General features: G+C 41.7%; 23 protein-coding genes and 4 pseudogenes (1 of these 27 cut by a window edge). 21 read left to right on the top strand and 6 right to left on the bottom strand.

Features of this window, described 5'->3' with window-relative positions:
• Positions 1–7 precede the first annotated feature (7 nt).
• On the top strand, positions 8–1,177 hold the full coding sequence (locus ACZ1G6_RS12695) for an acyl-CoA dehydrogenase (protein WP_472616615.1): 1,170 nt from the start codon (positions 8–10) through the stop codon (positions 1,175–1,177).
• Here ACZ1G6_RS12695 and ACZ1G6_RS12690 read toward each other — a convergent pair.
• The 5 genes and pseudogenes from ACZ1G6_RS12690 to ubiD form a co-directional block, all read right to left on the bottom strand.
• Positions 1,160–1,639, bottom strand: coding sequence for a thioredoxin family protein (locus tag ACZ1G6_RS12690; protein WP_472616614.1), 480 nt, complete (start codon positions 1,637–1,639; stop codon positions 1,160–1,162). The genes ACZ1G6_RS12695 and ACZ1G6_RS12690 overlap by 18 nt on opposite strands.
• Positions 1,640–1,704: 65 nt before the next feature.
• Entirely contained in the window at positions 1,705–2,499 is a 795-nt protein-coding gene (locus tag ACZ1G6_RS12685) for a substrate-binding periplasmic protein (protein ID WP_472616613.1), read from the bottom strand.
• Between the two features lie 124 nt (positions 2,500–2,623).
• The gene (locus ACZ1G6_RS12680; RefSeq protein ID WP_472616612.1) at positions 2,624–4,003 is read right to left on the bottom strand and encodes a M28 family metallopeptidase; all 1,380 of its coding nucleotides are present in this window, start codon (positions 4,001–4,003) and stop codon (positions 2,624–2,626) included.
• 37 nt (positions 4,004–4,040) lie between these two features.
• Positions 4,041–4,736: an NAD(P)H-flavin reductase gene (gene fre, locus ACZ1G6_RS12675; protein WP_472616611.1), complete on the bottom strand. Its 696-nt coding sequence runs from the start codon at positions 4,734–4,736 to the stop codon at positions 4,041–4,043.
• Between the two features lie 67 nt (positions 4,737–4,803).
• Positions 4,804–6,274 (bottom strand): annotated as a pseudogene (gene ubiD / locus ACZ1G6_RS12670) (4-hydroxy-3-polyprenylbenzoate decarboxylase).
• A gap of 200 nt (positions 6,275–6,474) precedes the next feature.
• Here ubiD and ACZ1G6_RS12665 point away from each other — a divergent pair.
• The 4 genes from ACZ1G6_RS12665 (at position 6,475) to rlmB (ending at position 11,670) form a co-directional block, all read left to right on the top strand.
• On the top strand, positions 6,475–7,119 hold the full coding sequence (locus ACZ1G6_RS12665) for a tetratricopeptide repeat protein (RefSeq protein ID WP_472616610.1): 645 nt from the start codon (positions 6,475–6,477) through the stop codon (positions 7,117–7,119).
• Between the two features lie 94 nt (positions 7,120–7,213).
• Positions 7,214–8,395 (top strand): formate-dependent phosphoribosylglycinamide formyltransferase, encoded by a 1,182-nt coding sequence (purT, locus tag ACZ1G6_RS12660; RefSeq protein WP_472616609.1) that lies wholly within the window; start codon positions 7,214–7,216, stop codon positions 8,393–8,395.
• 95 nt (positions 8,396–8,490) lie between these two features.
• A complete protein-coding gene (gene rnr / locus ACZ1G6_RS12655; RefSeq protein WP_472618985.1) occupies positions 8,491–10,899 on the top strand; it encodes a ribonuclease R in 2,409 nt (802 codons plus the stop codon).
• Positions 10,900–10,926: 27 nt separating this feature from the next.
• On the top strand, positions 10,927–11,670 hold the full coding sequence (gene rlmB, locus ACZ1G6_RS12650) for a 23S rRNA (guanosine(2251)-2'-O)-methyltransferase RlmB (RefSeq protein ID WP_472616608.1): 744 nt from the start codon (positions 10,927–10,929) through the stop codon (positions 11,668–11,670).
• 24 nt (positions 11,671–11,694) lie between these two features.
• On the opposite strand, the gene ACZ1G6_RS12645 is transcribed toward rlmB, so the two are convergent.
• Positions 11,695–13,683, bottom strand: a complete 1,989-nt coding sequence (locus tag ACZ1G6_RS12645) for a methyl-accepting chemotaxis protein (RefSeq protein WP_472616607.1) — start codon at positions 13,681–13,683, stop codon at positions 11,695–11,697.
• A gap of 361 nt (positions 13,684–14,044) precedes the next feature.
• On the opposite strand from ACZ1G6_RS12645, the gene rplN reads away from it, so the two are divergent.
• From rplN to ACZ1G6_RS12565, 16 genes and pseudogenes are all read left to right on the top strand, one after another.
• A complete protein-coding gene (gene rplN / locus ACZ1G6_RS12640) occupies positions 14,045–14,413 on the top strand; it encodes a 50S ribosomal protein L14 (protein ID WP_008846203.1) in 369 nt (122 codons plus the stop codon).
• Positions 14,414–14,425: 12 nt separating this feature from the next.
• Positions 14,426–14,746 carry a 50S ribosomal protein L24 gene (gene rplX / locus ACZ1G6_RS12635; RefSeq protein ID WP_472616606.1) on the top strand — a complete coding sequence of 107 codons (321 nt, stop codon included), beginning with the start codon at positions 14,426–14,428 and terminating at the stop codon, positions 14,744–14,746.
• 15 nt (positions 14,747–14,761) lie between these two features.
• On the top strand, positions 14,762–15,301 hold the full coding sequence (gene rplE / locus ACZ1G6_RS12630; RefSeq protein WP_472616605.1) for a 50S ribosomal protein L5: 540 nt from the start codon (positions 14,762–14,764) through the stop codon (positions 15,299–15,301).
• A gap of 11 nt (positions 15,302–15,312) precedes the next feature.
• Positions 15,313–15,617: pseudogene (gene rpsN, locus ACZ1G6_RS12625) on the top strand (30S ribosomal protein S14).
• 84 nt (positions 15,618–15,701) lie between these two features.
• A pseudogene (rpsH, locus tag ACZ1G6_RS12620) lies at positions 15,702–16,021 on the top strand (30S ribosomal protein S8).
• 14 nt (positions 16,022–16,035) lie between these two features.
• A complete protein-coding gene (gene rplF, locus ACZ1G6_RS12615; RefSeq protein ID WP_472616604.1) occupies positions 16,036–16,569 on the top strand; it encodes a 50S ribosomal protein L6 in 534 nt (177 codons plus the stop codon).
• A 9-nt stretch (positions 16,570–16,578) separates the two neighbouring features.
• Entirely contained in the window at positions 16,579–16,932 is a 354-nt protein-coding gene (gene rplR / locus ACZ1G6_RS12610) for a 50S ribosomal protein L18 (RefSeq protein WP_472616603.1), read from the top strand.
• Between the two features lie 9 nt (positions 16,933–16,941).
• Entirely contained in the window at positions 16,942–17,445 is a 504-nt protein-coding gene (gene rpsE / locus ACZ1G6_RS12605; protein WP_472616602.1) for a 30S ribosomal protein S5, read from the top strand.
• A 6-nt stretch (positions 17,446–17,451) separates the two neighbouring features.
• Positions 17,452–17,634: a 50S ribosomal protein L30 gene (rpmD, locus tag ACZ1G6_RS12600; RefSeq protein WP_472616601.1), complete on the top strand. Its 183-nt coding sequence runs from the start codon at positions 17,452–17,454 to the stop codon at positions 17,632–17,634.
• Between the two features lie 3 nt (positions 17,635–17,637).
• Positions 17,638–18,074, top strand: a pseudogene (rplO, locus tag ACZ1G6_RS12595) (50S ribosomal protein L15).
• Between the two features lie 5 nt (positions 18,075–18,079).
• A complete protein-coding gene (gene secY, locus ACZ1G6_RS12590; RefSeq protein ID WP_472616600.1) occupies positions 18,080–19,387 on the top strand; it encodes a preprotein translocase subunit SecY in 1,308 nt (435 codons plus the stop codon).
• Positions 19,388–19,418: 31 nt separating this feature from the next.
• Positions 19,419–19,532: a 50S ribosomal protein L36 gene (gene rpmJ / locus ACZ1G6_RS12585; protein WP_075607266.1), complete on the top strand. Its 114-nt coding sequence runs from the start codon at positions 19,419–19,421 to the stop codon at positions 19,530–19,532.
• Between the two features lie 156 nt (positions 19,533–19,688).
• Positions 19,689–20,045, top strand: a complete 357-nt coding sequence (gene rpsM, locus ACZ1G6_RS12580) for a 30S ribosomal protein S13 (RefSeq protein ID WP_472616599.1) — start codon at positions 19,689–19,691, stop codon at positions 20,043–20,045.
• Between the two features lie 15 nt (positions 20,046–20,060).
• Positions 20,061–20,450: a 30S ribosomal protein S11 gene (rpsK, locus tag ACZ1G6_RS12575; RefSeq protein ID WP_472616598.1), complete on the top strand. Its 390-nt coding sequence runs from the start codon at positions 20,061–20,063 to the stop codon at positions 20,448–20,450.
• Positions 20,451–20,471: 21 nt separating this feature from the next.
• A complete protein-coding gene (gene rpsD / locus ACZ1G6_RS12570) occupies positions 20,472–21,092 on the top strand; it encodes a 30S ribosomal protein S4 (protein ID WP_472616597.1) in 621 nt (206 codons plus the stop codon).
• 20 nt (positions 21,093–21,112) lie between these two features.
• Positions 21,113–21,887: the 5' portion of a DNA-directed RNA polymerase subunit alpha gene (locus ACZ1G6_RS12565; RefSeq protein WP_472618984.1), read on the top strand. It continues 215 nt past the right edge of the window; 775 of the gene's 990 nt are visible here — the first part of the coding sequence; its start codon is at positions 21,113–21,115; its stop codon lies beyond the right edge, outside the window.

Here is a 21,887-nt window from a genome sequence, read left to right as displayed (position 1 = left end):
GTTAATTATGCTGTCTAATTGGAATGATATTTTACTGCTTGAAGAGCAATTATCCAACGAAGAAAAAATGATCAGAGACAGTGCACATGAATTTGCTCAACGCGAATTGCAAGAAGGCATTGTGCTAGCCAATCGAAAAGAGGAATTTGATACAACGATAATGACAAGACTAGGAAGTGCTGGCTTGTTAGGTAGTACCATTACAGGATATGGCTGTGCCGGCATAAATTATGTCGCTTACGGATTGATTGCTAGAGAAATTGAGCGAGTGGATAGTGGTTATAGAAGTGCAATGAGTGTGCAGTCATCATTAGTGATGCATCCAATAAACCAATTTGGCAGTGAACAACAAAAACAAAAATATTTACCCAAGCTTAGCACTGGTGAGTACATCGGTTGTTTTGGTTTAACAGAACCTGATGCTGGCTCCGATCCGGCTTCTATGAAAACAACCGCAAAACCGGTTGATGGTGGTTATGTCGTCTCGGGCAGTAAAATGTGGATTACAAACAGTCCTATTGCCGATGTATTCGTTGTATGGGCAAAAGACAGTAGTGATGGTCAAATCTATGGGTTTGTACTTGAACGAGGATTTAAAGGCTTAAGTACTCCCAAAATTGAAGGAAAACAATCATTGAAAGCGTCGATTACAGGCGAAATCGTGATGGATGAAGTATTTGTACCTAGTAACAATCGCTTACCAAAAGTAAAAGGGCTCAAAGGCCCGTTTTCCTGCTTGAATATGGCCAGATATGGAATTTCTTGGGGAGTGATGGGTGCTGCCGAAGATTGTTGGTTTAGAGCGCGACAATATGGTTTGGATAGACACCAATTTAATCGTCCTTTAGCACAAACCCAGTTATTTCAAAACAAATTGGCAGACATGCAGACTGAGATTTCCTTAGGCCTGCAAGGAGCATTGCGTCTTGGACGCTTGATTGATGAAAATAAAATGGATCCGGCGATGATATCGTTAATGAAACGTAACAATTGTGCAAAGGCCCTCGATATTGCGCGTAAGTCAAGAGACATGCATGGTGGCAACGGCATTAGCGATGAATTTCATGTCATTCGACACATGGTTAATCTCGAAACAGTCAACACCTATGAAGGAACATATGACATCCATGGTTTGATCTTGGGTCGAGCGCAGACAGGTTTACAAGCGTTCTTCTAGAAACGGCAATAAAGCTGCCGTTGCAGTATCAATATTGCCTGCATACTCAACTGGGTCAAAGGTCAATGGCATTTCAGTCAGCAGTGTACCTTCAGTATCTAGAATGAGCACTCGTGGGAAACCTACTAGTTCGTACTTCTTAGCAAATGCTTCGCCCTCGACCGTGTCATGATCAAGTCTTGCATAAACAAAGCGCTCTTGAATCTTTTCGGCAATAGAAGGGTCTGCGAACACTTCGTTATCAAGTCTTCGACAACTCGGACACCATATCGCAGAGTAGTCAGCAAGTACTAACTTTCCCTCAAGCTTAGCAATGGCAGTGGCCTCTTCTAAAGAATTAACCTCAAAGCTGAGTGCTCCAAGTGCATGTTGTCCCAGTTGTGTTTGGATGAAGCGGTTACCAAAAAAAACAACAGCAACAATTGCGATAACACTTACGAAGTTAATGCAAACCTTTTTCATATTCATAGTCCATATTAATTAACTTTGATTCTGCACAAATAGACCTGATTAAGCCCGGTTTCATTTCACCATTTACGCAGAATATTTTGGTATAAGGGCTCATCTAGTATAGACGGTGCATCATTGGATGGAACAAAAATATCTTCGTAAGTACCATCAGCCTTTAAGTTTTCTATTTGTTTATCTAACTTATCAACGATGCTTTGTGCGTTGCTTTGATTCGCATTAATACCTAAGGAAATATCCACTGAAAATAAGGGTTTAGTCGACATGTAAAGTAATTCTTGCCCTTTTTTAGCTAACAGTTTGTTGAATTCTTCAATCATTATGCGATCAGCAATAATATAATCGACTCGCCTATCCCCTAACTGTTGGATATTGGTCAAGAAATCAGGGCTTCTGGCCCAACTTACCGTTCTAATCCCACGCAATTGAGGGGTATTGGCAAACCTATTTTCAATGCCAATTCTTTCTCTGTAAACCTTATCTAGCCGATTTGCATCAACTACATCAGAAGAGCGACTTGCCAGATGAAGCTGGAGTGTAGCGTAAGGGGCAGAGTAGACATAGTTTGTTTGTTTAGGGCTTAGGGAGTAATGGTCAATATAGCCTTGATAAGTTCCATTTCGTAGTCCGCTACCATGCCAAGCCTGTGTGGTTGAGGTTATGGTTATCGTTTTATCAGATAAGGCACTATTAATTAATGATACGGCTCTTGCAGAATACTCTGGTGACGCGATTAAAGTCTCAACGGTATTTCCTACAAGTGATAATTGTACTTTGTCAGACTGTGCAAAGACTACATTACTTTGCAAAACCACATACAGACTTATGATAAGTCGCAGGGCTACTTTGTTCATTTTATACCTCTTAAATAAATCTCACCTGCTTTTAACGTATTTAGACAAAGAATGGATTGTATTGCGCTGACGAAAAAAAGGGCCATTGATTAAACGGCCCTTTTTTTTACATATTTAAAAGTGTCTATTCGCCGAAGGCCCCCGCTGCACTAGGAAACACAACAGGACTTTCAAACCCAGCCTTGCTGACGCTGGCAACACCAAAAAAATAATTATCAATCACAATGTTTTCTAGCGTGAATTGATTCACATTGCCTACAAAGCGGCTAAACTGCCATTGTGGCGCATCGGTATATCGCCAATATATTTTATATCCTAGCAATTGCGGGTTTTGGGCTTGCGGTAATGGGTCCCAAGCTAATGTTGTTGACGGTTGCACGGCGCCTGATATTTGTACATTGGTTGGAGGTTTGGGCGCCCAAGACATACTGGCTAGGGAAACCGCATTTAATCCCGTTAATTTCGCAGCATAATCAAAATCGACACCATCAATCGTATCACCATAAACAATTCCATCTTCTGTGCGAAGATCTTGATGCTGACGATGATAATTTTCATTAGTCTCCATAATTCTAACACCAGGATAGCCTAAATCATTAAAGGGCCGATGATGTCCACCTCTGCGAAACCTATCTAATCGATAAATAATAAGTGTATCAAGGTTTTCAATGTATTGATCTGCCATTTTATCGATATAACGAGCTAAGTTACGGCTAGGAGAATCTACTTCACCACCGGTAAACCGGCGTAATCTTGCTTCATCATTTGTTTCTGTATGTCTTGTGCCTTCAGCGAAAATTCGAGCAGTGGTGTTATCAATGACACCATTTACACCTTCAATGTTGCCAATCATGTCGTTATTCAATACTGCTTTTAATTGCCAATTGTTCTGTTTGGCATATTCAGCTAAAATTTGACCGCCAAATAAGCCTTGTTCTTCTCCGGCTAAAGCCGCATAAACAATAGTGCCGTTAAATTGATACTTAGACAATATACGAGCCGCTTCTAAGGTTCCTGCTACGCCTGATGCATTATCGTTTGCTCCGGGTGAGTCACTGGTATAATCCATCACGTCACTTACACGAGAGTCGATATCCCCGCTCATTAAAACGTAGCGCTGAGGATCAGTACTCCCTTTTTGAATAGCAATAACACTTACGACTTCGGTTGCGTCTGGTATGCGTCGTTCACCAGCAATAACACGTGTTTGGTAAAATACTTCCAAACAGCCGCCACAGGCGTCAGAAATTTTATCAAATTCAGATTTTATCCAACGTCTCGCTGCCCCAATTCCTCTTGTATCGGACTCTGTTTCTGATAGCGTATGACGGGTGCCAAAATCGACAAGCGTCTGAATATCTTGTTCAATTCTTTTTGCCGAGGGGGCCTGACCAATGTCATGTAAAAGCTCAGGTGTAATTGTAGTATGTTTATCTGATGAAAGGGCTAAGCTTGAGCTAAACGCCAGTGTCGATATTAAAAATAATGAGCGTCCGGATATCATGTTTACCTCTTATATTGCTATTGTAAAAAAGACTAATTTAAATAAAGGCAAATGCATCACCAAAAAGATTCTGTTCAAGTAAGCCAAGTGGTAAAAATGCATCCCTAACTACGGCTGACATTTCAAAACGACCCGCAACATACACTTGGTAGTGACTAAAATCGTTTATTGTGCTTAAGACGGCTTCATGAACTAAACCTGAATGCGCAGCGAATTCACCAGTGTCTTGTTCGACTACCGGAATAAATGTAAATTGCTTATGATCAGATGCTAAGCGCGTGAGTGTCTGTGCTTCATACAAAAATGACTGGTTTTTTGCGCCCCAAAAAAGCGTCACTTTACGTGAGCTTTGGTGCGTCAATATATCGAGTAATATCGCTTTTGCATAGGTATATCCTGTCCCTCCTGCCACAATAATGGCATGGGAATCACTTTCGCGTCGATAAGCGTTTCCTAGTCCTATCTCAAGTTGCAAACAACCCTGTTCTTGACATTTTTTGATCACTTCACTGGCATATGTATTTTCCGGGTCTGCCCCTATGTGAAGCTCTATGAGGTTTGAACCGTCAGGCGGATTTGCAATTGAGAAGGGGCGCTTATCATCTGTTGCCATAACGACTTGCAAGTACTGTCCGGCTTTGTATGGTACCGGTGACGGCGTTTTTAAAACGACTTTTACCACAGAGTCTATAAGCGTATCAATACTGACTACTGTCGCTTCAGTTAATATCATGTTGTTTCCAATTGTAGTGTGTTATTAGCGGACAAAAAGGTACGCTCAATCATGTTTACTTGTGTGACTAATCTAACAAATCAAGCTCGTCCCAAATATTGTCTACCTTTTGCTTGACTTCATCGTCCATTATAATGGGCGTTCCCCATTCTCGGTCAGTTTCACCAATCATCTTATTGGTTGCATCTAGGCCCATTTTAGAACCCAAGCCAGAAACCGGTGACGCAAAATCAAGATAATCTATCGGGGTGTTTTCAATCAGTGTTGTATCTCGAGCTGGGTCCATTCGTGTTGTAATTGCCCAAATAACATCGTTCCAATCTCTAGCATTTACATCGTCATCACATACTATCACAAATTTGGTGTACATGAATTGCCGTAAAAATGACCAAACGCCCATCATGACTCGTTTTGCATGCCCAGGATATTGCTTCTTCATCGTAACCACAGCCATGCGATATGAACAGCCTTCTGGTGGAAGGTAAAAATCTACGATTTCAGGAAACTGCTTTTGTAAAATAGGAACAAACACTTCATTTAATGCAACGCCTAAAATAGCTGGTTCATCAGGCGGCCTGCCAGTGTATGTTGAATGATAGATTGGGTTTTCTCTGTGTGTTATGTGCGTAACTGTCATCACCGGAAAATCATCAACTTCATTATAATAACCTGTGTGATCGCCATAAGGTCCTTCAGGTGCTAGTTCATCTTGAGCAATATATCCCTCAAGTACAATTTCTGCGCTCGCAGGCACTTGTAAGTCATTAGATATTGATTTGACTACTTCTGTTTTGTCACCTCTTAGTAATCCTGCAAAGGCGTATTCAGATAATGTATCAGGTACAGGTGTAACGGCACCTAAGATTGTGGCAGGATCTGCACCAAGTGCAACTGACACTGGGTAAGGTTCACCAGGATGAGTCTGGCACCATTCTTTAAAATCTAGCGCTCCTCCTCGATGCGACAACCAACGCATGATTATTTTATTCTTTGCAATTACTTGTTGCCGATAAATTCCCAAGTTTTGGCGTTTTTTATGAGGACCTCGTGTTACGGTCAGACCCCAAGTAATCAAAGGGGCTGCATCACCAAGGCCAGCAGCGCTGAACAGGTAAAAGAGACAAATCAACATCGTCACCAGATATGATTGTATGTTGGCAGGGCGCCTTCTTCACGACTTTTGCTGGCATATTCAAGACCTGTTTAAAAACAGGAATTTTACTGACGAGGTCTTTTAGCCCTTTTGGCGGTTCAGGCTCTTTTAAAAAGGCCAGCAACTTACCTACCTCACGCAACGCTTCTACAGAATCTTGGCCCATACCTAATGCAACGCGTTCAGGGGTCCCAAACAAATTAGCCAACACAGGCATATCATGCCCTTTAGGATTTTCAAATAAAATTGCTGGCCCCTTGGCTCTTAAGGTTCTATCAGCGATTTCAGTCATTTCTAATTCAGTCGAAATTTCCATTTTGACGCGTTTAAGTTGACCGATATCTTCTAACTTGTTAATAAAATCGCGTAGGTCTTTATACTTCATATTATGTCGTTTCTTGCTTTTATTGAAAATCAATTGTTTTAGGTATACTGAAAAATTACCTGTTGGGCTCAGTTAAATTTATCAATGGCTTTAAGGGGCGAGCATAGCAAAAATAGACTAAAAGTATGCAAACAAGACTTAAATAAATAGTAAATATGCCGATAAATCTAGTATGAATCAATAAATCTAACGGACAATAAATGTTAGCAAGCAAATCAAGCCTCCTTAGCTTATCCATAATTTGTATAATAGCATCCTTGACGCTAGCTAGCTCATTGAAAGCTCAAGAATTAGAAGCGGTGCAGCTGTATACACAAGATGAGCTTATTGAATTGCTGAATGCGAACACACATTTACAAAGAGTGCAGGATGATAGATGCCAGCTTGTGCAAGATATAGAAGCACGCGCAGAGATTATGCAGGTTCCAGCATTTCAGTTTTTGTGGGGCGATATGCTGGCATGGGGCGTATGTATTGATTCTGCGCCTGCTGAAGGTATTTCGTATATGAAATTAGCGGCGGACCAAGGTTTATCGCCAGCGTTGGAGCAACTTGGTCGTTATTATAGTCAAGGACAATTTGTGCAACAAGATTATAATCGAGCCATTATGTATTTGCGTGAAGCGTCTGCATTAGGCAATTTAAATGCACAGTTACAACTAGCCGATTTATTCATAAGTGGTCAAGGGAGTCCGTATGATTATGAAGACATGTATCATTGGCTACATAATGCAATAACTGATGATCAAGTGCGGTATCAGCAAATAAATATGTACTTATCAAGGCTTGAATCACTAATGCCAGCACGCGCGGTTAGACGAGCAAAACGACCCTTAGATAATTAATTTTGATTAATTGACAGAATTGCCTGCAAATTTCATTATTTTTTACGCTACACTACTGCCTAATTTGTTCTACGATTATATCTAAAGGTTCACTATGGCAAGCATTGGCACTCCTTTCTCATCCACGTCTACCAGAGTATTACTATTAGGTTCAGGAGAACTAGGCAAAGAACTTGCAATCGAGCTCAAACGCTTAGGCTGCGAAGTGATCGCGCTTGACCGTTACGATAATGCACCTGCCATGCAAATCGCTGATCGAAGTTATTGCGTATCGATGTTAGATGGACAAGCTTTAAAAGACATCATCATCAGTGAAACTCCTAATTTTATAGTACCTGAGATTGAAGCTATCGATACCCAGATGCTAGTTACGTTGGAAAATGATGGATTTAATATTGTCCCTAGTGCCAACGCCGTCCATTTAACCATGAATCGCGAGGGGATTCGTCGATTAGTTGCACAAGACCTTAAGATTGCAACTTCGCAATATGTGTTTGCTAGCAACAAGCATCAATTTATAGAAGGCATCCAAGCCATTGGATTACCTTGTCTTGTTAAACCCATCATGAGTTCTTCAGGCAAAGGTCAGAGCTTATTGAGAACACAACAAGATATCGATAGTGCATGGGAATATGCGCAAGAAGGAGGTAGAGCAGGCAAAGGCAAGGTAATCATAGAGAGCTTTGTTGATTTTGATTACGAAATAACCTTACTGACGGTGAAACACAAGCATGGCACTAGTTATTGTGAGCCAATAGGCCATCGTCAAGAAGATGGAGACTACCGTGAGTCTTGGCAACCACAGCAAATGTCTGGCGAGGCTTTGGCAAAAGCACAAGATATTGCACGTAAAGTCACCGATGCTTTAGGGGGAGAAGGCTTATTTGGTGTCGAGCTATTTGTAAAAGGTGATGATGTTATTTTTAGTGAAGTTTCGCCAAGGCCACACGATACAGGTATGGTCACGCTTATATCTCAAGATTTATCTGAGTTCGCTTTACATGCTCGCGCTTTTCTAGGCTTAAGTATCCCCAATATTGGCTTTCGTAAACCTTCAGTATCAGTTGCTCTGTTAGTAGAGGGAGATTCACAACAGCTAGTATTTGATGATTTAGATACGGTATTACAGTTGCCTAATACCGATTTACGTTTATTTGGGAAGCCTGAAGTAAAAGGAAAAAGAAGAATGGGTGTTGCTTTAGCCTTTGATGATGATTTAGATGTCGCGCTTGAAAAAGGTTTATATATGTCTAATGCGCTTAAGACACGCTTATAAACTATTTTTGTTATAGGCTATCTTATTATCGACAATGCTTTATAATTTGAGGTATGAATAAAAAAAGTAAACAAAAAGACGCTCAAACAAACGAGATGAGCGCATCGCAACATCAACAATCAGATCCGCATTTTTCACGAGAACAAAACAAATACGATAATCCAGTCGCCAGTCGCGAATACCTCTTAAGTTTAATCGAAGGCAAAGGTGGAGCGTTATCGTTTAAAGACATTTGTAAAATTCTTACCGTAACAGATGATCATCATAAAATTGGGATTCAAAGGCGACTACGCGCTATGGAGCGCGAAGGCCAGCTTATGTTTAATGCTGCAAAAAAATACCAACTTCAGCAGCAAAGTAACTTGATAAAAGGCAGAGTAATTGGGCATAGAGATGGTTTTGGGTTTCTCAAGCATTCTTTAACTGAAAAAGACTATTACATCGCACAAGGTCAAATGTTGTCACTTTTGCATGATGATGTTGTTGAAGGCACCATTAATCATGATGGTAGGCCTGATAAGAAGGGCAGAGTAGAGTTCCGGGTCAATCAAGTATTAGAAGCTCGCAAAGATGCCATTGTGGGCCGTTTTTTCACAGAGCAAGGTATTAACATCGTTATTCCAGACGATAATCGTATTTGCCACGAGTTCATCATTCCTGATGAGCATACAAAAGGAGCAAAGCAAGGGCACGTAGTGGTAGTAGAGGTGATCAATCGCCCGCGTCGTAACATGAATCCAACAGGGAAGATTATTGAAGTACTCGGTGAACACATGGCACCGGGCATGGAGATTGAAACAGCCCTGCGTAATTTTGATATCCCACACGAGTGGCCAAATGCCATTACAAAGAAGATTGCCAGTCTAGCTGAGACAGTACCCGATAGCGCAATTGAGGGTCGCCGCGATCTTCGTGGCTTGCCGCTTGTCACTATAGATGGGGAAGATGCCAGAGACTTTGACGATGCGGTGTATTGTCAACCTGAAGAAGGGGGATGGCGACTGTGGGTAGCGATAGCAGATGTTAGCTCATATGTAAAACTAGGCACTGCACTTGATAACGAAGCGCAAAACCGAGCTACTTCTGTATATTTCCCAGAAAAAGTCATTCCAATGCTTCCAGAAGCCCTCTCAAACGGCTTATGCTCACTTAATCCAGACGTCAATCGACTTTGCTTGGTATGTGAAATGCAGGTTGATGAGCAAGGTATGTTGCAAAGCTACGAATTCTATGAGGCAGTGATGCGCTCACACGCACGCTTTACCTATAACAAGGTGTGGGGGATTCTAAGCGGAGATGAAACACTTATTTCACGCTACAAAGATAAAGTTGATGACTTATCAAACCTCTATAGTTTGTTTAAAGTGCTAAAAAAGGCCAGAATCGGACGCGGTGCGATCGAGTTTGAAAGCCAAGAAACCCGTTTCGTTTTTAATGCACAACGAAAAATCGAGCATATCGTACCTTTAGTGCGTAACGATGCACATAAAATTATCGAAGAATGCATGATTTTGGCTAATGTAAGTGCAGCAAAATGTATTGAGTCAAATCAGGCTGAGGCATTGTTTAGGGTGCATGATAAACCTGATGAAGACAGATTAGTGAGTTTCCGTTCCTATTTATCTGAGGTAGGCATTGCATTTACCACTTCTAATGACCCTAGGCCAAAAGACTTTGCGCTTGTAGCCAATAAAATAGCGAAGCGGGTCGATAAAGATCTCATTCAGACGATGTTATTAAGGTCAATGAAACAGGCCGTGTACGATGGCGCAAACGTAGGGCATTTTGGCCTGGCCTTAGATGCATATGCTCACTTTACTTCACCCATTAGACGATATCCTGATTTAGTTGTTCATAGAGTACTCAAAGCCATTATTAATAGACGCGCTAACGCAAAGTTATGTAAAGGCGCTAAATTCTACAGTGAAGAAGAAATTAGTGTATTGGGTGAGCAATGTTCTATGGCAGAGCGCAGAGCAGACGATGCTACTCGAGATGTGTCGGATTGGCTTAAATGTGAATTTATGCAAGAACATGTTGGTGATGTATTTGAAGGCGTTGTAGCCTCAGTGACAAATTTTGGGTTGTTTGTTCGCTTGGGTGATTATCAAATTGATGGGCTTATTCATATCACATCGTTATCAAGTGATTACTATCATTATGACCAAGTAAAACAATGCTTGGTTGGAGAGTCGTCTGGACTCACTTATCGTTTGGGCGATGCGGTGCGAGTTAAAGTCGTTGCGGTTAATCTTGATGAGCGTAAAATTGACCTAATGATTGATGGGCAGGAGGCTATGAACCGACAAGCTAGTCGCAAGAAAAAATCAAATGCCTCGAAACATTCTACTGAGCGAAAGAATCAAGGAAAAGGGATTACTAAAGGTGGAAAAGGACAAGTAGAAAAGCTTAGCAGCAAGGGTAAAGCTGGCGCAAAACGTAAAGCGAGACCATCGTCAAAAAGAACTAAGTCATCTCGCAATAAACCACGAAACAAAAAGTAAATAAATACAAATTATCTTGGATTCAAAATGGCACAGCAAGAATGGTTATATGGTCTGCATAGCGTAAGTGCAGTATTGGCAAATGAGCCTGATAGGCTTTTAGAAATTATGGTCGCGAAAGGGCGCAATGACGAACGGATGAACAAGCTTGTGAGTATGGCTAGAAAACAAGGTTTATCGGTCCAATTTGTACAACGAAAGACCATAGATGACAAGACAAATGGTGAGCAACATCAAGGTATTGTAGCGAGGGCAAAGCCAGCAAAAGTAAAAGACGAATCTGACTTGGATGAGATATTAGCAAGGCATCAATCAGCATTAATTTTGGTTCTTGATGGCGTGACCGATCCTCATAATTTAGGTGCCTGTTTGCGTAATGCCGATGCTGCTGGTGCGCACGCTGTTGTAGTTCCTAAAGACAAATCTGCAACCATTACACCTGTTGTGCGCAAAGTAGCGGTGGGTGCAGCCGAGACCGTACCATTGATTCAGGTGACTAACCTTTCACGAACAATTAAACAGATGCAAACACAAGGTGTTTGGGTATTAGGTACTGCCGGCGAAGCGCAGCAACTCATATTCGATACAAAAATCGTAGGCTCAATCGCGCTAGTGATGGGGGCTGAGGGTAAAGGCATGCGCAGGCTAACTAGAGAAAATTGTGATGAGCTTGTTAAATTACCTATGGCTGGAGCTGTTTCAAGCTTAAATGTCTCGGTTGCTAGCGGCATCTGCCTTTTTGAAGTGGTGCGTCAACGAAGTCAAACATAAGCTTCGGTTTAGTGCCTTACTACCCTAGACCGTAAAACGATTAATCTGGCGCATGCTGTCTTCAAAGCTTTCGTCAACTTTCTGCATGGCTACTTCTGTCTCATTTGTTGCGGTCAATATGTGACTTGCGCCTTCGTCCACTTGTTGTACACCGCTATAGACTGTTTGAGCAACCTGATATTGCTCTTCTGCTGAAGTTGCGATGTCGGTAAATAGACTGTTTAAGGTTTCTAATGATGCAAATAGAGGTACTAAAGCGCTTTGATTAGATTCGACTTTCTCTATTGATTCGTTAGACAAAGATAAACATGTGCCCATTGAATTGATCGCGCCTGATGCACTTTTTGATAAGAGCTCTAGCATGTCTGATACTTGTTCAGTTGAGTCTTGTGTGCGCTTAGCTAAGTTTCTGACTTCGTCAGCAACCACTGCAAACCCTCTGCCTTGTTCGCCAGCTCTTGCAGCTTCAATAGCAGCATTAAGCGCTAAAAGATTGGTTTGTTGCGCAATAGACTCTATGGTAAGTAAAATCTCAGTAATTGCTTCGGTATGTCCTGCTAGCTCATTGACGATATTGTGTGAGCGATTAATCTCATCATTTAGTGAGACAAAATTACTGGATATAGCTTGCATGTTTTCAGAACTACCATCACTTTTTTCTTGGATGCTTTTTGTTTCTACCGTCGCGGTCTGTAAGTTTGTTGTAATTGCTTTGCTAGTGGCAATCATTTGCTCAATTGCAACGGCCATTTGAGAAGTTTGCCGCTTTTGAAGTTCAGCTTCATTAACGCAACGATTACTGGCTACTTTACTGTCTTGCAGTTTGCTATTGGCATTTTGCTTACTCGTTTTAATTGATTTTAAGCACTCTTTTGTGACATCAATATGGTTTTGTAGGCTTTTGATTATTTCACTGATTTCGTCTTCGGAGGCATCAGTTATCTGTGATGTAAAATCCATCTCTACCGACACTTCGTGAAGAAAAACTTTGATTTTTTCGACTCGCACAGATATGGATAGTCCTACTTTTATCGCTAACCAAATGATTGGAATTAACCCTAATAACACTAAACCAACCAATACATCCCTAATGAGCTGTTGTTCTTGGGTTTGTGCTATTGCATCTTCTTGTAACTTTGCGCCTACGCGATCACTTAGTGTTTTTATATCGCTTAAACGTGTAGTTGCAAGTTCAAACCAATTCTGCGGGCCAGTGATAGTAGTAGTTTGATCATGAGATAAAAAAGCATCAACGACACGTTTCACATCTTGCCAATGTGCCTGATTGCTTATTGAGTCCAACTCGCCCTTAAAACTTTCCGGCGTCCATACTTCAAAGGTCAGGGCCTTTTTATTTTCATCGTCGATAAACGCACTTACCGTGTTTTTTTGATTCACGGTGTACGTACCTTTTCCGAATATGCCGTTTAACATGCCTCTATATTGCCCAGCACGTTCTTTCATCCATAATAAGTTGAGTCTTGCATCAAGATACTGCGCACTTTGAGCTGAGCTAATATGCAATGATAGTTGGTCAATAGCTATCAAAGCATTGCTATTGATTGAAGAATAAAATGCGAAGGCATTGTTATTTGGCGATAATGCATCCACTTTTTTGCGAATATCACTTTTTTGACTATTTAGCCGCAAAAGTTCGGTATTGAGGTGATCAATATCAATGCTGTTTAAGAAGGGATAATTGTCTACAGAAATGGTAGCTAGTTTATCAAATGCAGCATCTGCAACCAGCCGAGCTGAGTTTAATTTATCCTTGCCTTTTGCGCCTTGACTGCCTAAATATCCTGCGCTAAGTCCTCTTTCTACTGCATGCGAATGTGCAATAGCATCATAGATTCCCGATAGAACCACGACTTTTTCTGTAACCGTAAATTGGTGAATCTTTGTATTGTATGACCCTATCACTATCCAAAGCGTTATCAGCAGTAGAACTATCGGGAGCGCGACAATCAACGCAATGGCATGTGCCACTTTGAGTTTTTTTAGTGCATTCATATAAAAATTAGACAGCCTAAGTTGACAAAGAAAAAACAGTGAATCTTTCTATCGACCAAGAATTAGCCAGCTAAAGTAGCCAAAAGGTTAAATTTAATGACATAAACACTTGAAATCTTGTTGAGTAACACAAGTATAATTAGTGAATCAGCAAATTAAGTGATGCTTAAACAGCTTGGCGAGAAAAGAATCTGGTTTTTTTTAAATTATCACTACACCTACTAAGTCTTTTCTGTTATAGTTTCGCGCCCTTTTTGTAGGGGTATGGTCTATTTCTTTGAAGCGTTTTTAGTAAAAAACTTTAAAAAATAGCAGCTTAGCGACTCTAAAGAGTCATAATATTTAACAGCGGAGCACTAACATGATCCAAATGCAAACTAACCTGGACGTAGCCGATAACTCGGGCGCTCGCAGGGTTCAGTGTATTAAGGTTCTTGGTGGCTCGCATCGCCGTTATGCACATATAGGCGACATCATTAAAGTTACTGTGAAAGAAGCAATTCCTCGCGGTAAAGTTAAAAAAGGTGACGTTTTAAATGCAGTGGTGGTGCGTACTAGGAAAGGCGTACGTCGAGCTGATGGTTCTACTATCCGTTTTGATAACAACGCAGCTGTTTTGCTTAATGCGAACAAGCAACCTATTGGCACGCGTATTTTTGGCCCGGTCACTCGTGAGCTTCGTGGAGATTCATTCATGAAGATTATCTCATTGGCCCCAGAAGTACTATAAGGAGTCAAGACAATGGCTAGAAAAATTCGTCGTGATGATGAAGTAGTCGTATTAGCGGGTAAAGACAAAGGTAAACAAGGCAAGGTTTTGCGTGTTTTATCTTCTGAAGACCGCGTTTATGTAGACGGTATTAATCTTATCAAGAAGCACCAAAAAGCAAACCCTGACCCAAGTGCAGGCGAGCCTGGCGGAATTATTGAAAAAGAAGCCCCTATTCATGTTTCAAATATTGCGATCGTTAACCCTGCGACGGGTAAAGCGGATCGTGTAGGTTTTCGTTTCGAAGATGAGAAGAAAGTACGTTTCTTTAAATCTAACGGCGACCTAGTTTAACTATTGGAGAGTACGATGGCGAAACTGCATGAGTTCTATAAAGAGACCGTAGTAGCCGATCTTGCGAAGCAGTTCGGATACAAAAGTGTCATGCAAGTCCCTCGGATTGAAAAAATCACCTTAAACATGGGTTTAGGTGAAGCAGTAGCTGACAAGAAAGTGCTAGAAGCAGCGCAAGCTGATATGGCGGCTATCGCTGGTCAAAAGCCAGTTGTCACTGTTGCAAGAAAATCAGTAGCGGGTTTTAAAATTCGTGAAGGTTATCCGATTGGCTGTAAAGTAACCCTACGTGGCGAACGTATGTGGGAATTTCTTGAGCGTTTAATCTCAATTACTATTCCACGTATCCGTGACTTCCGTGGTCTTAACCCGAAATCTTTCGACGGTCAAGGCAACTACAGCATGGGTGTGCGTGAGCAAATCATCTTCCCTGAAATCGATTTCGATAAAGTGGATAAAGTGCGTGGTATGGATATTACTATCACTACCAGTGCAAAAACTAACGAAGAAGCACACTCTCTTTTGAGTGCATTTAGCTTCCCGTTTAGAAAATAAGGTGTAGGGTTATGGCAAAAGAATCAATGAAGGCACGCGAAGTAAAACGTGCCAAGCTTGTAAAGAAGTATTCAGCAAAACGTGAAGCGCTTAAAGCGATCATTAGTGATGTTAACGCTTCTGAAGAAGAGCGCTGGGATGCTGTTCTTAAGCTACAACAACTGCCACGTGATAGTTCACGTTCACGCAAGCAAAATCGCTGCCGTGTAACGGGTCGTCCACATGGTTTCCTACGCAAATTTGGTCTTTCTCGTATTAAGCTTCGTGAAGCTGCAATGCGTGGTGAAGTCCTGGCCTTAAAAAAGCCAGCTGGTAAGGAGTAGCAGATATGAGCATGCAAGATCCTATCGCGGATATGTTTACCCGAATTCGTAACGGCCAACAGGCTGCTAAAGTTACGATCTCTATGCCTTCTTCTAAGTTACGTGTTGCTATCGCAGCATTGTTGCAAGCTGAAGGTTACGTAGAAGGTTTTTCAGTAACAGAGGAAACTAAGCCTGTCTTAGAAATCTCTTTGAAATACTTCGAAGGTAAAAAAGTAATAGATACAATACAAAGAGTTAGCCGTCCTGGTTTACGCATCTACAAGAAAAAGATGAGTTACCTAAGGTACTTGGCGGACTTGGTATTGCTATCGTGTCTACCTCAAAAGGTGTGATGACTGACCGTGCAGCTCGTAAAGCTGGCATGGGCGGTGAGATCATCGGTTATGTAGCATAACGGAGGAATAGAATATGTCACGTATAGCAAAAGCCCCTGTAGCCATTGCATCTGGTGTAGAAGTATCTATATCTGGTCAAGAAGTTACAGTAAAAGGTAAAAAAGGTTCTTTAACTCGCGTTTTTAATGATGCAGTAGAAGTAGCACAGGACGACAACACGTTAACGACAGCACCAAAAAATGGTGCCGCTAATGGTTGGGCGCAAGCTGGTACTGCTAACTCATTGTTAAACTCAATGGTTAAAGGCGTAACAGACGGTTTTGAAAAGAAACTTCAACTAAATGGTGTTGGTTACCGTGCACAAGCACAAGGTAGCAAACTTAACCTAACGTTGGGTTTTTCACACCCTGTCGTATACGAAATGCCTGAAGGTATTACCGTACAAACTCCTACTCAAACTGAAATCGTTGTTTCTGGCACCGATAAGCAAGTAGTAGGGCAGGTTGCAGCTAACATTCGCGCCTATCGTCCACCAGAGCCTTATAAAGGTAAAGGTGTTCGTTACGCTGATGAAGTTGTTCGTCGTAAAGAAGCTAAGAAAAAGTAGGTGGGTGAGATGGATAAGAAAACAGCTCGCTTGCGTCGCGCAACCCGCGCTCGTAAGAAAATCAGTGAACTCGAAGCAAATCGCTTGGTAGTAAACCGTACACCTCGCCACATATACGCTCAGTTAATCGCACCAAGCGGTTCCGAAGTATTAGCGGCGGCTTCTACAGTTGAGAAAGACCTTAAGGGTTCTTTAAAATCAACAGGCAACATCGAAGCAGCAGCGGCAGTAGGTAAAGCGATCGCAGAACGTGCTATTGAAGCAGGTGTAAAAACTGTTGCTTTTGATAGAAGTGGATTTAAATATCACGGTCGTGTGAAAGCACTGGCTGATGCCGCTCGCGAAGCGGGCCTTCAGTTCTAGGAGTTTAAAATGGCTAAAGTAGAAGTACAACAACAGGGCGACCTGTTAGAAAAACTAATCGCTGTAAACCGTGTATCAAAAGTAGTTAAAGGTGGTCGTATCTTTAGTTTTACTGCTTTAACTGTCGTCGGTGACGGCAATGGTCGCGTAGGTTTTGGTTATGGTAAAGCGCGCGAAGTTCCTGCTGCTATTCAAAAAGCAATGGAAAAAGCTCGTCGTAACCTAGTTAACGTAGACCTAAACGGTAATACACTACAGCACCCAATTAAAGGGCGTCACTCAGGTTCTAAAGTTTACATGCAACCTGCATCAGAAGGTACTGGTATTATAGCCGGTGGTGCGATGCGTGCAGTACTTGAAGTAGCTGGTGTACAAAACGTGCTTTCTAAATGTTATGGCTCAACCAATCCAATCAACGTTGTGCGTGCAACTATCAATGCTCTTGTGGAAATGAATTCTCCAGAGAAAGTTGCTGCAAAACGTGGATTGCCTGTTGATGATATTTTGGGGTAATTGAACATGGCTAATACGATAAAAGTAAAGCAAATTAAAAGCTCGATCGGTCGTTTACCAAAGCACAAAGCAACACTTGTTGGTTTGGGCTTACGTAAAATCGGTCATGTTCGTGAACTTGAAGATACCCCAGCCGTTCGCGGTATGGTCAACCGTGTAAATTACATGGTTGAGATAGTGGAGGAGTAAAATATGAGACTAAATACTATTGCTCCTGCACCTATGGAGCTAAAAAATCAGGTAAGCGTGTTGGACGCGGAATCGGTTCTGGCTTAGGCAAGACTGGTGGTCGTGGACACAAAGGTCAAAAAAGTCGTTCTGGCGGTTCAGTTAAGCTAGGATTTGAAGGCGGACAAATGCCTTTGCAACGTCGTTTACCAAAGTTTGGTTTTACGTCACGTAAATCATTTGTCACTGACCAAGTCACACTAAGCGAAATCGCAAAAGTTGAAGGTGATGTAGTATCACTTGAGACACTAAAGTCCGCAGGTCTTATTAAGAAAGAAATGCAGAACGTCAAAGTTATCCTAAGTGGTTCTATAGACCGCGCAGTCACTGTAAGTGGCTTAGGTGTAACTAAAGGCGCTTTAGAAGCGATTAATGCTGCTGGCGGTAAAGTAGAGGAATAAGCTAAATGGCAAAACCAGGACAAGGACCCAGTGCAGGTGGTTTAAGCGAACTATGGTCGCGATTGCTATTTGTACTTGGCGCAATCATTGTGTTCAGGCTTGGGTCGTACGTACCCATTCCTAGTATTGATTCCAACGTGTTGTCTCAGATTTTTGAGCAACAAACTGGAACTATCGTGGGCATGTTTAACATGTTCTCTGGTGGGGCTTTGGAGAGAGCATCAGTATTAGCGCTTGGCATAATGCCGTATATCACAGCATCGATTATCATGCAGTTATTAGCTGCTGTGCATGAGCCGTTTAAGGAATTAAAGAAAGAAGGTCAATCAGGACAACGCAAGATCAGTCAATATACTCGTTATTTGACCCTTGTGTTAGCGACATTCCAATCTATCGGAATTGCGACAGGTTTACCTTCAATGATTCCTAGCTTAGTTACTAATCCTGGATTGGCATTTACATTTACAGCGGTTGTTAGTTTAGTAACTGGCACTATGTTTTTAATGTGGTTAGGTGAGCAAATTACAGAACGCGGAATTGGAAATGGTATTTCGATACTCATTTTTGCCGGTATCGTTGCTGGCTTGCCTACTGCCATTGGTCAAACCGCAGAGCAAGCAAGACAAGGCGACATTAATATACTATTCTTAATTGTATTAGGTCTTATAATTGTTGCCTTAACCTACTTGGTTGTATTTGTTGAACGTGCACAACGTCGTATTGTTGTGAATTATGCAAAGCGTCAACAGGGCAGGAAAGTATTTGCAGCGCAAAGCTCACATTTACCTCTTAAGGTAAATATGGCAGGTGTTATACCACCAATTTTTGCTTCAAGTATAATTTTGTTCCCGAGCACATTAGCAGGCTTGGTCGGTCAAAACGAAGCATTTTCGTTTTTAGCTGATTTATCTTTGTTATTGTCACTAGGACAACCGTTGTATGTCATGCTGTATGCCGTAACGATTATTTTCTTTTGCTTTTTTTACACAGCATTGCAATTTAATCCGCGCGAAACCGCTGATAACCTTAAGAAATCTGGCGCATTTGTTCCTGGGATTCGTCCTGGCGAGCAAACATCACGTTACATTGATAAAGTGATGACAAGGTTAACCTTGGCTGGTGCTCTATATATTACCTTTGTTTGTTTAGTGCCTGAATTCCTGCTGCTTTGGTTTAACGTTCCGTTTTACTTTGGTGGTACGTCTCTACTCATTATTTGTGTAGTGGTAATGGATTTTATGGCTCAGGTGCAGACTCATTTGATGTCACATCAATATGGGGATGTTCTTAAAAAAGCTAATCTCAAGGGATAACCTTGGATTTAGCCAATTACGGAGTGGTGTAATGAAAGTTCGTGCATCCGTTAAAAAGATTTGCCGTAACTGCAAGATCATAAAACGTAACGGCGTTGTTAGAGTGATCTGTGTAGAGCCAAAGCATAAGCAGAGGCAAGGTTAATCTACACTTTTAGAAATAAAAGTTCTGTTGGTCTTTAAAGTTGGTGAGCTATACTAGCAACCATAAGCTAAGACCTTTATTTGCAATTTTGTTACTGGGTAAGTATCCTATCGGGCTTTTTAGGCTAGTAACATTTAATTTAGAGGAGTGCTGTTAATGGCCCGTATCGCTGGCATTAACATTCCTGATCACAAGCATACAGTGATTGCTTTGCAAGCTATTTATGGCATCGGGGCGACCCGAGCAAAGGAAATCTGTGTAAACGCAGGTGTTTCAGAGTCTACGAAGATCAAAGAATTGGACGAGACAACAATAGATAAACTTCGTGACGAAGTAGCAAAGTTCACTGTTGAAGGTGACTTGCGTCGTGAAGTTTCCATGAGTATTAAACGTTTGATGGACCTAGGTTGCTTCCGTGGTATTCGCCACCGTCGTAGCTTACCTCTACGTGGTCAACGCACTAAAACTAATGCGCGCACCCGTAAAGGTCCTCGTAAACCGATTAAAAAGTAAGCGAGGAGTTAAGTTATGGCTAAAACACCTACACGCACGCGCAAACGCGCTAAACGTCAGGTTGCAGACGGTATGGCTCATATCCATGCATCGTTTAACAACACAATTGTGACGATTACCGATCGCCAAGGAAACGCTCTTGCATGGGCAACTTCCGGCGGTTCAGGTTTCCGTGGTTCACGTAAGTCTACTCCTTTTGCTGCGCAGGTTGCTGCAGAAAGAGCTGGGGTTGCTGCTCAGGAATATGGTCTTAAGAATATAGAAGTATTCGTAAAAGGTCCTAATCCTGGTCGTGAATCTGCTATCCGTGCGCTAAATGCAACTGGATATAAAATCACAAATATAACAGATGTGACGCCTATTCCACACAATGGATGTCGTCCACCTAAAAAGCGTCGCGTATAAGCGAGCAGTTGGAGAAGAATCATGGCAAGATATTTGGGTCCAAAACTCAAACTAAGTCGTCGTGAAGGAACCGACCTGTTCCTTAAAAGCGGCGTTAGAGCAATTGATAGTAAATGTAAAATAGATACAGCTCCTGGTCAGCATGGTGCCCGTCGTGGCCGTTTGTCTGATTACGGAGTTCAGTTGCGTGAAAAGCAAAAAGTACGTCGTATGTATGGCGTATTGGAAAAGCAATTTAGAAACTATTACAAAGAAGCAGCTCGCCTTAAAGGCAACACGGGTGAAAACTTGTTGCAACTTCTTGAGCAACGTCTTGATAACGTTGTATATCGTATGGGTTTTGCAAGCACACGTGCTGAAGCTCGTCAACTAGTTAGCCACAAAGCTATTCTAGTGAACGGTAAGGTAGTTAACATTCCATCTTTCAATGTAAAAGCTGAAGATGTGGTTGCTGTTCGTGAAAAAGCTAAAAAACAGGCTCGTATCGTTGCTGCGCTAGAATTGGCAGACCAACGCGAAAAGCCAACTTGGTTAGAAGTTGACAATACTAAAATGGAAGGTGTTTTCAAACGCGTTCCGGAAAGAACAGATTTGTCAGCGGAAATAAACGAACAGTTGATTGTCGAACTTTACTCTAAGTAAAGACTAACTAAAGAGGATACATTGTGGGTTCAGTGACCGAATTCCTAAAGCCAAGATTAGTTGAAATCGAAAACGTTTCATCTACTCGTGCAAAAGTAACACTAGAGCCATTAGAGCGTGGTTTTGGCCACACTCTAGGCAACGCACTTCGTCGTATCTTATTGTCATCTATGCCAGGTTGTGCAGTGACAGAAGTTGAGATTGACGGTGTGTTACACGAGTACACTGCTAAAGAAGGCGTGCAAGAAGATGTTCTTGAGATTCTGCTTAACCTTAAAGGTCTTGCAGTGAGTCTTGAAAACAAAACAGAAGCGACGTTGACACTGGTTAAATCTGGTGCTGGTCCTGTACTTGCAGGCGACATACAGCATGATGGTGACGTAGAAATCGTTAATCCTGAGCATGTGATTTGTACACTTACCGGCGAAGCCGAATTAAGTATGCGAATCAAAGTAGAAATGGGTCGTGGCTATGTTCCGGCATCTACTCGTCGTACCTCTGAAGATGATGATCGTCCAATTGGTCGTTTGTTAGTCGATGCTTCATTCAGTCCAGTAGAGCGTATTGCTTATTCTGTAGAATCTGCACGTGTTGAACAGCGTACAGATTTAGATAAATTAATTATCGATATGGAAACTAACGGAACTTTAGATCCGGAAGAAGCGATTCGCCGCTCAGCTACTATTCTTGTTGAACAGTTAGATGCTTTCGTAGAATTACGTGACATCTCTGTTCCAGAACAAAAAGAAGAGAAGCCAGAATTTGATCCAATTCTATTACGTCCAGTGGACGATT

Source organism: Glaciecola sp. HA4-3 (assembly GCF_055693685.1).
Note: the sequence above shows the minus strand (reverse complement) of the source record. Positions and strands in the feature narration are given on the sequence as shown.

What these genes read in the sequence shown, in the direction of transcription:
- ACZ1G6_RS12695 (WP_472616615.1), top strand. Translation starts at nt 8, where the DNA reads ATGCTGTCTAATTGGAATGATATTTTACTGCTTGAAGAGCAATTATCC.
- ACZ1G6_RS12690 (WP_472616614.1), bottom strand. Translation starts at nt 1,639, where the DNA reads ATGAAAAAGGTTTGCATTAACTTCGTAAGTGTTATCGCAATTGTTGCT.
- ACZ1G6_RS12685 (WP_472616613.1), bottom strand. Translation starts at nt 2,499, where the DNA reads ATGAACAAAGTAGCCCTGCGACTTATCATAAGTCTGTATGTGGTTTTG.
- ACZ1G6_RS12680 (WP_472616612.1), bottom strand. Translation starts at nt 4,003, where the DNA reads ATGATATCCGGACGCTCATTATTTTTAATATCGACACTGGCGTTTAGC.
- fre (WP_472616611.1), bottom strand. Translation starts at nt 4,736, where the DNA reads ATGATATTAACTGAAGCGACAGTAGTCAGTATTGATACGCTTATAGAC.
- ACZ1G6_RS12665 (WP_472616610.1), top strand. Translation starts at nt 6,475, where the DNA reads ATGTTAGCAAGCAAATCAAGCCTCCTTAGCTTATCCATAATTTGTATA.
- purT (WP_472616609.1), top strand. Translation starts at nt 7,214, where the DNA reads ATGGCAAGCATTGGCACTCCTTTCTCATCCACGTCTACCAGAGTATTA.
- rnr (WP_472618985.1), top strand. Translation starts at nt 8,491, where the DNA reads ATGAGCGCATCGCAACATCAACAATCAGATCCGCATTTTTCACGAGAA.
- rlmB (WP_472616608.1), top strand. Translation starts at nt 10,927, where the DNA reads ATGGCACAGCAAGAATGGTTATATGGTCTGCATAGCGTAAGTGCAGTA.
- ACZ1G6_RS12645 (WP_472616607.1), bottom strand. Translation starts at nt 13,683, where the DNA reads ATGAATGCACTAAAAAAACTCAAAGTGGCACATGCCATTGCGTTGATT.
- rplN (WP_008846203.1), top strand. Translation starts at nt 14,045, where the DNA reads ATGATCCAAATGCAAACTAACCTGGACGTAGCCGATAACTCGGGCGCT.
- rplX (WP_472616606.1), top strand. Translation starts at nt 14,426, where the DNA reads ATGGCTAGAAAAATTCGTCGTGATGATGAAGTAGTCGTATTAGCGGGT.
- rplE (WP_472616605.1), top strand. Translation starts at nt 14,762, where the DNA reads ATGGCGAAACTGCATGAGTTCTATAAAGAGACCGTAGTAGCCGATCTT.
- rplF (WP_472616604.1), top strand. Translation starts at nt 16,036, where the DNA reads ATGTCACGTATAGCAAAAGCCCCTGTAGCCATTGCATCTGGTGTAGAA.
- rplR (WP_472616603.1), top strand. Translation starts at nt 16,579, where the DNA reads ATGGATAAGAAAACAGCTCGCTTGCGTCGCGCAACCCGCGCTCGTAAG.
- rpsE (WP_472616602.1), top strand. Translation starts at nt 16,942, where the DNA reads ATGGCTAAAGTAGAAGTACAACAACAGGGCGACCTGTTAGAAAAACTA.
- rpmD (WP_472616601.1), top strand. Translation starts at nt 17,452, where the DNA reads ATGGCTAATACGATAAAAGTAAAGCAAATTAAAAGCTCGATCGGTCGT.
- secY (WP_472616600.1), top strand. Translation starts at nt 18,080, where the DNA reads ATGGCAAAACCAGGACAAGGACCCAGTGCAGGTGGTTTAAGCGAACTA.
- rpmJ (WP_075607266.1), top strand. Translation starts at nt 19,419, where the DNA reads ATGAAAGTTCGTGCATCCGTTAAAAAGATTTGCCGTAACTGCAAGATC.
- rpsM (WP_472616599.1), top strand. Translation starts at nt 19,689, where the DNA reads ATGGCCCGTATCGCTGGCATTAACATTCCTGATCACAAGCATACAGTG.
- rpsK (WP_472616598.1), top strand. Translation starts at nt 20,061, where the DNA reads ATGGCTAAAACACCTACACGCACGCGCAAACGCGCTAAACGTCAGGTT.
- rpsD (WP_472616597.1), top strand. Translation starts at nt 20,472, where the DNA reads ATGGCAAGATATTTGGGTCCAAAACTCAAACTAAGTCGTCGTGAAGGA.